At 72.5% G+C, this 10,527-nt stretch carries 10 protein-coding genes; 5 read left to right on the top strand and 5 right to left on the bottom strand.

Annotated features, from left to right (window positions below; translation table 11 throughout):
- The 4 genes from HHL19_RS11540 to HHL19_RS11525 are packed head-to-tail and all read right to left on the bottom strand — an operon-like array spanning position 1 to position 3,056.
- Positions 1-963 (bottom strand): complex I subunit 1 family protein, encoded by a 963-nt coding sequence (locus HHL19_RS11540; RefSeq protein ID WP_169088362.1) that lies wholly within the window; start codon positions 961-963, stop codon positions 1-3.
- A complete protein-coding gene (locus HHL19_RS11535; protein ID WP_169088360.1) occupies positions 956-2,077 on the bottom strand; it encodes an NADH-quinone oxidoreductase subunit C in 1,122 nt (373 codons plus the stop codon). Before HHL19_RS11535 ends, HHL19_RS11540 begins: the two co-directional genes overlap by 8 nt.
- The gene (locus tag HHL19_RS11530) at positions 2,074-2,673 is read right to left on the bottom strand and encodes an NADH-quinone oxidoreductase subunit B (protein WP_169088358.1); all 600 of its coding nucleotides are present in this window, start codon (positions 2,671-2,673) and stop codon (positions 2,074-2,076) included. Before HHL19_RS11530 ends, HHL19_RS11535 begins: the two co-directional genes overlap by 4 nt.
- Positions 2,664-3,056 carry an NADH-quinone oxidoreductase subunit A gene (locus tag HHL19_RS11525; protein ID WP_169088356.1) on the bottom strand — a complete coding sequence of 131 codons (393 nt, stop codon included), beginning with the start codon at positions 3,054-3,056 and terminating at the stop codon, positions 2,664-2,666. Before HHL19_RS11525 ends, HHL19_RS11530 begins: the two co-directional genes overlap by 10 nt.
- 166 nt (positions 3,057-3,222) lie before the next feature.
- Between HHL19_RS11525 and HHL19_RS11520 the strand changes: the two genes are divergently transcribed.
- From HHL19_RS11520 to HHL19_RS11500, 5 genes are all read left to right on the top strand, one after another.
- Entirely contained in the window at positions 3,223-4,485 is a 1,263-nt protein-coding gene (locus tag HHL19_RS11520) for a sensor histidine kinase (RefSeq protein WP_169088354.1), read from the top strand.
- Between the two features lie 188 nt (positions 4,486-4,673).
- Positions 4,674-5,948, top strand: a complete 1,275-nt coding sequence (locus HHL19_RS11515; protein ID WP_169088352.1) for a sensor histidine kinase — start codon at positions 4,674-4,676, stop codon at positions 5,946-5,948.
- Positions 5,949-6,074: 126 nt separating this feature from the next.
- Positions 6,075-6,734, top strand: a complete 660-nt coding sequence (locus tag HHL19_RS11510) for a response regulator transcription factor (RefSeq protein ID WP_169089001.1) — start codon at positions 6,075-6,077, stop codon at positions 6,732-6,734.
- Between the two features lie 302 nt (positions 6,735-7,036).
- On the top strand, positions 7,037-8,974 hold the full coding sequence (locus tag HHL19_RS11505; RefSeq protein ID WP_169088350.1) for a 2-oxoacid:acceptor oxidoreductase subunit alpha: 1,938 nt from the start codon (positions 7,037-7,039) through the stop codon (positions 8,972-8,974).
- The gene (locus tag HHL19_RS11500; protein WP_169088348.1) at positions 8,967-10,019 is read left to right on the top strand and encodes a 2-oxoacid:ferredoxin oxidoreductase subunit beta; all 1,053 of its coding nucleotides are present in this window, start codon (positions 8,967-8,969) and stop codon (positions 10,017-10,019) included. The genes HHL19_RS11505 and HHL19_RS11500 overlap by 8 nt, the downstream gene beginning before the upstream one ends.
- Before the next feature lie 46 nt (positions 10,020-10,065).
- Here the strand turns inward: HHL19_RS11500 and HHL19_RS11495 are convergent, their stop codons facing one another.
- Positions 10,066-10,461 (bottom strand): helix-turn-helix domain-containing protein, encoded by a 396-nt coding sequence (locus HHL19_RS11495; RefSeq protein WP_169088346.1) that lies wholly within the window; start codon positions 10,459-10,461, stop codon positions 10,066-10,068.
- Positions 10,462-10,527: the final 66 nt, after the last annotated feature.

Below are 10,527 nucleotides of genomic sequence, written 5' to 3'. Positions count from 1 at the left end.
TTACTGGATCGCCACCTTCACGATGCCGGTGAGCGCGATCTGCGCGAGGGCGAGCGGGACGAGGGTCGTCCAGGCGAGCTTCTGGAGCTGGTCCTCGCGCAGGCGCGGGTAGGAGACCCGCAGCCAGATCACGACGAAGGCCAGGACGGCGGCCTTCAGGAGGGTCCAGAGCCAGCCGAGGCCGTCGGCGCCGCCGGGGCCGTGCCAGCCGCCGAGGAAGAGGACGGTGGTGAGACCGCAGAGGACGACGATGCCGGCGTACTCGGCGAGCAGGAAGAGCGCGAAGCGGAGGCCGGTGTACTCGGTGTACGCGCCGAAGATGATCTCCGAGTCGGCGACCGGCATGTCGAACGGCGGGCGCTGCAGCTCGGCCAGGCCCGCGACGAAGAAGACGAGCGCGCCGACGATCTGCCACGGCACCCACCACCACTCGAAGGCGTCGAGGATGCCGGTGAGGGAGACGGTGCCGGCGGCCATCGCGACGGACGCGGCGGCGAGCAGCATCGGCAGCTCGTACGCGAGCAGCTGCGCGGCCGTGCGCAGACCGCCGAGCAGCGAGAACTTGTTCGCGGACGCCCAGCCGGCCATCAGGCTGCCGAGGACGCCGACGCCCATGACGGCGAGCGCGAAGAAGATCCCCGCGTCGACGACCGCGCCGACGGAGCCCGGTGCGACCGGGATCGCGACGAGCACGAGGAGGTACGGGAGGAGGGCGACGGCCGGCGCGAGCTGGAAGACCCGCCGGTCGGCGTCCTTCGGGACGACGTCCTCCTTCTGCGCGAACTTCACGCCGTCGGCGACGAGCTGGGCCCAGCCGTGGAAACCACCGGCGTACATGGGGCCGAGCCGGCCCTGCATGTGCGCCATCACCTTGTGCTCGGTCTGCCCGACCACGAGCGGCAGCACGAGGAACGCGACGAAGACGAGCAGCAGCCGCACGGCGACATCGAGTGCGTCAGTCACGCGGATCGCCTCCGGCGGGGTCGGGGTGGGGGTCGGGGTCGGGGTCGGGGTGGGCGTCGGGCTTGGGGTCCGGACCGGTGTCGGGAACGGTGTCCGGACCGGTGTCGGGAACGGTGTCGGGACCGGGCCTGGTGTCCGGTGCCGGGTCGGCGTCGGGCTTCGCGTCCGGGGCGGGCCCGCCTTCCGGCGCGGCCGGTTCCGACGGCTCCTCGAACGCCGGGCGGGCGTGGTGCCAGGGGGCGTCGGAGCCGCGGGTGCGCGGAGTCTCCGGCGCCGCCGGGGCCTCGGGGGCCGGTGCGGCCTGCTGGCTCGCGGAGCCCTGCGAAGCGGAGCGGGTACGGCGGGGCGGGCGGGTCCCCGCCTCGGGTGCGGTCGAGGTCTCCGGCGTCGCCGGGGCGGCCTGGCTCGCCGAGCCCTCCGACGCCGTGCGGGTGCGGCGTACCGGGGCCTCCTGGGTGGCCGAGCCCTCCGTGGTGGTGCGGGTGCGGCGGGGGCGGTCTGCGGCGGCGGCTCGCGCGGGGCGTTCGGGGGCCGGGGGGAGCTGGCCCTTGAGGGGGCCCCACTCGTTGGGGTCGGGGACGCCGGGCGGGAGCATCTGGCGGCGCTTGGGGCCGCCGTCGTGCGCCTCGCCCGGCTCCTTCGCGCCCGGCCACGCCTTGGCGACGCGGGCGGCGAGGACGAAGTCCTTGCGGAGCGGGTGGCCCTCGAAGTTCTCGGGGAGGAGCAGCGGCGTGAGGTTGGGGTGGCCCTCGAAGACGACGCCGAACATCTCGTGCGTCTCGCGCTCGTGCCAGGCCGCGCCCGCGTAGACGGGGATGGCCGTCGGCAGCGACGGGGCCTCGTGGGGGACCGTGGTGCGCAGCAGCAGGCGGCGGGGGGCGCCGGAGCCGACGGCGGCGACGTGGGCGCAGATCCGGAAGCCGGTGCCGGGCTCGTCGACCGCGCTGAGCCAGTCGAAGTAGGTGCAGCCGAGCTCGTCGCGGGCGGTGCGCAGCGCGTCGAGCCAGTCCGTGACGGGGACGTCGACGGTCAGCAGGTCGTACGCCCGCTCCGCCGCCGCCTCGTCGCCGAACAGGTCCGTCACGGCTTCGGGAAGGGAGTCGTAGCGGTTCATCGGTCGTCGCCTCCCGGCGGCGGGGTGACCAGCGGGCTGGTGAGCTGGGCGACCGAGGCCGGCGCCGTCGTGCCGTACCGCTCTTCCAGGCTCTCGCGGGCGATCTTCTCCTGGAGCTTGAGGATGCCCTGGAGCAGCGCCTCGGGGCGGGGCGGGCAGCCGGGGACGTACACGTCTACCGGGATGATCTGGTCGACGCCCTTCGTCACGGAGTACGAGTCCCAGTACGGGCCGCCGCAGTTCGAGCAGGCGCCGAAGGAGATCACGTACTTCGGCTCGGGCATCTGCTCGTAGAGCCGCTTCACGGCCGGGGCCATCTTGTCCGTCACCGTGCCGGAGACGATCATCAGGTCGGCCTGGCGGGGGCCGGGCGCGAAGGGGATCACGCCGAGCCGGATGAAGTCGTGCCGGGCCATGGACGCGGCGATGAACTCGATCGCGCAGCAGGCCAGGCCGAAGTTGAAGACCCAGAGGCTGTAGCGGCGGCCCCAGTTCAGGACCACCTTCATGGGCTCGGGGGCCAGGCGTGCGAGGGTGCCCAGCTTCGGCGCGGGCAGGGGCACGGCGTTCCCCTCGGATGCGGGTGTTACGTCCATGCCAGGACGCCCTTCTTGTAGGCGTAGAGCAGCCCGACGGCCAGGAAGCCGAGGAAGACGAACATCTCGACGAGGGTGGTGGCGCCGTAGCCGGGCGCGGCGAAGACCGTCGCCCACGGGAAGAGGAAGATCGAGTCGACGGCGAAGATGACGTAGAGGAAGGCGTAGACGTAGTAGCGGACCTGGGTGTGGGCCCAGCCCTCCCCCACCGGGTCGACGCCGCACTCGTAGGTGAGCAGTTTCTCCGGGGTCGGCACGACGGGCCGGAGCAGTCGGCCGGCGCCGAAGGCGACCGCGACGAAGAGCACGCCGACGACGGCGAGCAGGCCGACGACGGAGTACGTATCGAAATATCCCGCCGCGCCTACGGTCGGTTCCCGCACGTCCGCCGCCCCTCTCGGTCCCTCGCCGGTTTCCTGGCCGAATTCACCGACGCGAGTCTAGGCCCTGCTAAAAGGAGCGTAAGCAGGTGCGGGTGGGGTTATCCCCCCTGGCCGACACCCACCTCCCCCATGGCCCGGAGCGGGCGGGGGACGGCAGGCTGGGGGCATGACCGCCGATCAGCGCCTCGCCCCCTCCTCCCGTACCGACCCCTTCGGCGGCCCTTCCGCCGGTTCCCCCGTCACTTCCTCCGCCGCCGGTTCCCCCGTCACTTCCTCCGCCGGATCCTCCGCCGGGGCTCCGTCCGCGCGGCGGAGCGCGTACGGGCCGGAGACCTGGAAGGAGGTCGCCTTCCTCCTCTCCGACCTGCCCGCCGTCCTGGTGGGTTTCGTCTACGCCGTCACCACCGTGCTGGTCGGCGTCGCCCTGTCCGTCACCGTGATCGGGCTGCCGCTGCTCGCGGCCGGTCTCGCGGGCGCGCGCGGGTTCGGCCGGTTCGAGCGGGCGCGGGCGCGGCTGCTGCTCGGGGTGGACGTGGCCGAGCCGTCGCGGCTGCCGCACGCGGACGGGACGCTGCCCTGGCTGTGGGCACAGCTGACGGACCCGGTGGCCTGGCGGACCCAGCTGTACGGGCTGGTCCGGCTGCCCTGGGGCCTGTTCGCCTTCACGCTGACGCTCGTGTCGCTGGTGGCGCTGTGGCCGGTGCTGCCGTTCATCACGCGGGTGCTCGCGGCGGCGGACCGCGGCATGGTGCGGGCGCTGCTCTCGCCCTCGGACGAGCTGGAGCGGCGGATCGCCGAGCTGGAGTCGGACCGGGGTGTGGTGGTGGACACGGCGGCGGCGGACCTGCGGCGGATCGAACGGGACCTGCACGACGGGGCGCAGGCGCGGCTCGTGGCCCTGGCGATGGGGCTCGGCCTGGCGAAGGAGAAGCTGCACGAGGACCCGGAGGCGGCGGCGGCGATGGTCGCCGAGGCGCACGGCGAGGTGAAGCTGGCCCTCCAGGAGCTTCGGGACCTGGCCCGGGGCATCCACCCGGCGGTCCTGACCGACCGGGGACTCGGCGCGGCCCTGTCGTCGCTGGCGGGCCGGTGCACGGTGCCGGTGGCGGTGGCGGTGGATCTGGACGAGCGGCCGGTGGAGGCCATCGAGGGGATCGCGTACTTCACGGTGTCGGAGCTGCTGCAGAACGTGTCCAAGCACGCCCGGGCGCGGACGGCGTCGGTGGAGGTGTGGCGGGCGGGTGACCGGCTGATGCTTCAGGTCGGGGACGACGGTACGGGCGGCGCCCGGCTCGACGGCGCCGGTACGGGCCTGGCCGGCCTGGCGGAGCGGATCGGCGCGGTCGACGGCGTGCTGGTCGTGGACTCCCCGGCGGGCGGCCCGACGACGATCACGGCGGAACTGCCCTGGCGGGCGCGGCGGTCCTGACGGCCCGGCGGCACCGGCAGCACCGGCGACGGATCCGACCCTGTGACCGGGCCGCGTCCTCCCGGGTAGGGGATGGGGTGGGGATAACCCCCCGTGGGAGACGCCGACCCGCCTCATGGTGGCGCGGGGGTCCCGGACGGAATCCTGAAGTCGTGTCCATGACCCCCTTCTCAGCGAAGGACGTTCCCATGTCTCCCTCCGCGCTCCGGGCCCCCTTCCAGGGGCGGACCTGGCGGGCCTTCCTCTTCACGATGCTGGGGCTGCCGACGAGCATCCTGGCGTTCACGCTCGCCGTGTCGCTGACCTCGGCCGGAGTCGGACTGCTGATCACCTTCCTCGGGATCCCCGTGCTGGCCGCGTCGCTGGCCGTGGCCCGGGCGCAGGGGGCGGTGGAGCGGGCCCGGGTGCGGGAGCTGCTCGGCGTGGAGGTGGCGGGGCCGGCGCCGGTGCGGGGACGGACCGGCGGGGTGTTCTCGTGGATGACGGCGATGCTGCGCAGCGGCGCGTCGTGGCGGCATCTGCTGTACGGGCTCGTGCACTTCCCGTGGGCGGTGTTCTCGTTCTGCGTGTCGCTGACGGTGTTCGTCTGGAGCTGGAGCCTGTTCACGTATCCGCTGTGGCAGTGGGTGTTCCCGGCGTATCTGGGCCAGGACGGGATCCAGCTGTACGGGGACGACCGCCGCGCGCTGTATCTCGACACCCCCTTCGAGATCGGCGCCGCCTGCCTGGTCGGGCTGGTCTCCGTGCTGCTGTGGCCGCCGCTGCTGCGGGCGCTGACGGCGGTGGACCGGACGCTGGTGGTGGTGCTCCTCGGCCCCGGGCGGCTCGCGGAGCGGGTGACGGAGCTGGAGTCGGACCGGGTCCTGGCCGTGGACACGGCGGCGGCGGACCTGCGGCGGATCGAGCGGGAGCTGCGCGAAGGGGCGCAGGCGCGGCTCGCGTCGCTGGCGACGGACCTGGGGCACGCGCGGGAGAAGCTGGCCGGGGCCCCGAAGGCGGCGGTGGCGCTGGTGAACGACGCGCACAGCGAGGTGAAGCTGGCGCTGAAGGAGCTGCGGGACCTGGCGCGGGGCATCCACCCGGCGGTCCTGACCGACCGGGGCCTGGACGCGGCGCTGTCGTCGGTGGCGGCCCGCTGCGCGGTGCCGGTGTCGGTGACGGTGGACCTGCCGGGGCGGCCGGTGGCGGCGATCGAGGGCCTCGCCTACTTCACGGTGACGGAGCTGCTGGAGAACGTGACCCGGCACTCCCGGGCCCGGCGGGCCTCGGTGGACGTGTGGCGGTCGGGCGCGCGGCTGATGCTGCAGGTGCGGGACGACGGCGTCGGCGGCGCGGACCCGGCGCGCGGGCAGGGGCTCGCGGGGCTCGCGGAGCGGCTGCGGTCGGTGGACGGCGTGCTCGCGGTGGACTCGCCGGCGGGCGGCCCGACGACGGTGACGGCGGAGCTGCCCTGGCGCGCCTGAAACGCCCCGTGTCCCGGCGGGGGCTTTCCTGCGATGCTTGATCACGCGGCGCCGACCGGGCCGCGTGATCGGCTGTACGGGGATGTGGGGGCGGCGGACGTGGGCGTGGGAGAGGTGGCGGACCGGGTGCGGGTGGTCATCGCCGAGGATTCGGTGCTGTTGCGCGAGGGGCTGACGCGGCTGCTCACGGACCGGGGGCACGAGGTCGTCGCGGGGGTCGGGGACGGCGAGGCGCTGGTGAAGACGGTGGCGGAGCTCGCGGACGCGGGCGCGCTGCCGGACGTGGTGGTGGCGGACGTGCGGATGCCGCCGACCCACACGGACGAGGGGGTACGGGCGGCGGTGCGGCTGCGGGCGGAGTACCCGGAGCTCGGCGTGCTCGTGCTGTCGCAGTACGTGGAGGAGCAGTACGCCACCGAACTGCTGGCCGGTTCCACGCGGGGCGTGGGCTATCTGCTGAAGGACCGGGTCGCGGAGGTGCGCGAGTTCACCGAGGCGGTGGTGCGGGTCGCGGAGGGCGGTACGGCCCTGGACCCGGAGGTGGTGCAGCAGCTCCTTGGCCGCAGCCGGCAGCAGGACGTCCTGGCGCATCTGACCCCGCGCGAGCGAGAGGTCCTGGGCCTGATGGCCGAGGGACGGACGAACTCGGCGATCGCGAAGCAGCTGGTCGTGAGCGACGGCGCGGTGGAGAAGCACATCGGCAACATCTTCCTGAAGCTGGGCCTGTCGCCGAGCGAGGGGGACCACCGCCGGGTCCTGGCGGTGCTGACGTACCTCAGGTCCTGAGTGTCCTGCCGGCCCGGAGGCCTCGATTTCCTGACACCCTGTCAGATACCACCGCTCCAGGCCGCCCCGGACACCCGTCCGGATCTTGAGTGGACCTCGCGCCGGCCTGGGGCGGACCCGGGGCGGAGGAACGAGGCGGAATACCGCGTTCCGGAGCAATCCGGATAGGCGCAGAACAGGACAATGCAAGGCAAAAGGGCATCTCAAGCAGAGGCCCACCATGTGAGAAGTCCCGGGAAGGCCCACCTCACCGTCGTAGGGTGGGCCGCAGAGTCCCGCTTGCCGCTAGGGAGGTCCAGTAAGTGACCAGCCAGGTCAGTAGCGAGGCCGGTGAGGCCCTGCTCGGGGAGCAGCGCAGCGCCCCGGCGGAGGGTCATGACGGCGCCGAGAAGGAAGTCCGCCGGCTCGACCGGGTGATCATCCGGTTCGCGGGTGACTCCGGTGACGGCATGCAGCTCACGGGTGACCGTTTCACCTCGGAGACGGCGTCCTTCGGGAACGACCTGTCCACCCTGCCGAACTTCCCGGCCGAGATCCGGGCACCCGCCGGCACCCTGCCCGGCGTCTCCTCCTTCCAGCTGCACTTCGCCGACCACGACATCCTGACCCCCGGCGACGCGCCGAACGTGCTGGTCGCGATGAACCCCGCCGCGCTGAAGGCGAACATCGCCGACGTGCCGCGCGGCGGCGAGATCATCGTCAACACGGACGAGTTCGCGAAGCGGGCGATGGCCAAGGTCGGGTACGCGCAGAGCCCCCTGGAGGACGGCTCGCTCGACGGGTACCGGGTGCATCCGGTGCCGCTGACGACGCTGACCGTCGAGGCGCTGAAGGAGTTCGGCCTGTCGCGGAAGGAGGCCGAGCGGTCGAAGAACATGTTCGCGCTCGGGCTGCTCTCCTGGATGTACCACCGGCCGACCGAGGGCACCGAGAACTTCCTCCGGCAGAAGTTCGCGAAGAAGCCGCAGATCGCCGAGGCGAACGTGGCCGCCTTCCGGGCCGGCTGGAACTTCGGCGAGACGACCGAGGACTTCGCCGTCTCCTACGAGGTCGCCCCCGCCACCCGCGCGTTCCCCACGGGCACGTACCGGAACATCTCCGGGAACCTCGCCCTGTCCTACGGCCTGATCGCCGCGAGCCGGCAGGCGGAGCTGCCGCTCTACCTGGGCTCGTACCCGATCACCCCGGCCTCGGACATCCTGCACGAGCTGAGCAGGCACAAGAACTTCGGCGTGCGGACCTTCCAGGCGGAGGACGAGATCGCCGGCATCGGCGCCGCGCTCGGCGCCGCCTTCGGCGGCTCCCTCGCGGTGACGACCACCTCCGGTCCCGGTGTGGCCCTGAAGTCCGAGACGATCGGCCTCGCCGTCTCCCTGGAGCTGCCGCTCCTCGTCGTCGACATCCAGCGCGGCGGCCCGTCCACCGGCCTTCCCACCAAGACCGAGCAGGCCGACCTGCTCCAGGCCATGTACGGGCGCAACGGCGAGGCGCCGGTGCCGATCGTGGCCCCGAAGACCCCGGCCGACTGCTTCGACGCGGCCCTGGAGGCGGCCCGGATCGCGCTCACGTACCGCACCCCCGTCTTCCTGCTCTCCGACGGCTACCTCGCCAACGGCTCCGAGCCCTGGCGGATCCCCGACGTCGACGCCCTGCCCGACCTGCGCACGGCCTTCGCCACCGGCCCGAACCACACCCAGGCCGACGGCACCGAGGTCTTCTGGCCGTACAAGCGCGACCCGGAGACCCTGGCCCGCCCCTGGGCCGTCCCCGGCACCCCCGGCCTGGAGCACCGCATCGGCGGCATCGAGAAGCAGGACGGCACCGGCAACATCTCGTACGACCCCGCCAACCACGACCTCATGGTCCGCACCCGGCAGGCCAAGGTCGACGGCGTCGACGTCCCCGACATCGAGGCCGACGACCCGGACGGCGCCCGGACCCTGGTCCTCGGCTGGGGCTCGACGTACGGCCCGATCACCGCCGCCGTACGCCGCATCCGCCGCGAGGGCGGCCACATCGCGCAGGCCCACCTGCGCCACCTCAACCCCTTCCCGAAGAACCTCGGCGAGGTCCTGAGGCGGTACGACAAGGTCGTCGTCCCCGAGATGAACCTCGGCCAGCTCGCCACCCTCATCCGCGCGAAGTACCTCGTGGACGCCCGCAGCCACAACCAGGTCAACGGCATGCCGTTCAAGGCCGAGCAGCTCGCCGCCGCCCTCAAGGAGGCCATCGATGCCTGAGAACCTGCTGCGTCTGGTGCCCAAGGCCGAGGCCGCCCAGTCCATGAAGGACTTCAAGTCGGACCAGGAGGTCCGCTGGTGTCCCGGGTGCGGCGACTACGCCGTCCTCGCCGCCGTCCAGGGCTTCATGCCCGAGCTCGGCCTGGCGAAGGAGAACATCGTCTTCGTCTCCGGCATCGGCTGCTCCTCCCGCTTCCCGTACTACATGAACACGTACGGGATGCACTCCATCCACGGCCGCGCCCCGGCCATCGCCACCGGCCTGGCGACCTCGCGCCGCGACCTGTCGGTGTGGGTGGTGACCGGCGACGGCGACGCCCTGTCGATCGGCGGCAACCACCTCATCCACGCCCTGCGCCGCAACGTGAACCTGAAGATCCTGCTCTTCAACAACCGGATCTACGGCCTCACCAAGGGCCAGTACTCCCCCACCTCCGAGGTCGGCAAGATCACCAAGTCGACCCCGATGGGCTCCCTCGACGCCCCCTTCAACCCGGTGTCGCTGGCCCTCGGCGCGGAGGCGTCCTTCGTGGCCCGGACCGTGGACTCCGACCGCAAGCACCTCACCGAGGTGCTGCGCCAGGCAGCCGACCACGACGGCACGGCGCTCGTGGAGATCTACCAGAACTGCAACATCTTCAACGACGGCGCCTTCGAGGTCCTCAAGGACAAGGACCAGGCGAAGGAGGCGGTGATCCGGCTGGAGCACGGGCAGCCGATCCGCTTCGGCGCCGAGCTCGGCAAGGGTGTCGTCCGCGACCCCGCCACCGGCGACCTGGAGGTCGTCACGGTCACCCCGGAGAACGAGTCCCGCATCCTCGTCCACGACGCGCACGCCGCCTCCCCGACGACCGCCTTCGCCCTCTCCCGCCTGGCCGACCCCGACACCCTCCACCAGACCCCCATCGGCGTCCTCCGCTCGGTGGAACGCCCGGTCTACGACACCCTGATGGCCGACCAGCTCGACAAGGCCACCGAGCAGCAGGGCAAGGGCGACCTCGGCCGGCTCCTCGCGGGCAACGACACGTGGACCGTGGTCGGCTGACGGCCGGTCACGTCACGTCACGGAGGACCGAGGGGCGCGGCCGGGGTCACCGGCCGCGCCCCTCGTCGTAGCGGGCGCGGGCGGCCTCGACGTCCGGGACGAGGGACTCGGTCCAGAGGGCGAGGGACCTGACCCGCTGGGCGGCGTCCTCGCCGAGGGGGGTGAGGGTGTAGTCGACGCGGGGCGGGATGACGGGCTTGGCGTCGCGGTGGACGAAGCCGTCGCGTTCCAGGGTCTGGAGCGTCTGGGTGAGCATCTTCTCGCTGACGCCGCCGATCCTGCGGCGCAGTTCGCTGAAGCGGTACGAGCGCTCCAGGAGCGCGATCAGGACGAGGACGCCCCAGCGGCTCGTGACGTGCTCCAGGACCAGCCGGGACGGGCACATCGAGCCGTCCACGTCCGCCAGCAGGGGCCTTGCCGGGACCTCGGTACTCACCTTCATGCCAGTACCTTACTTCAAAGTGGGTACTTTCGATTGGTTAGTGCCAGACGTACGGTGAGTGTGTTC

Source organism: Streptomyces sp. R302 (assembly GCF_012927245.1).
Taxonomy (GTDB): Bacteria; Actinomycetota; Actinomycetes; order Streptomycetales; family Streptomycetaceae; genus Streptomyces.
Note: the sequence above shows the minus strand (reverse complement) of the source record. Positions and strands in the feature narration are given on the sequence as shown.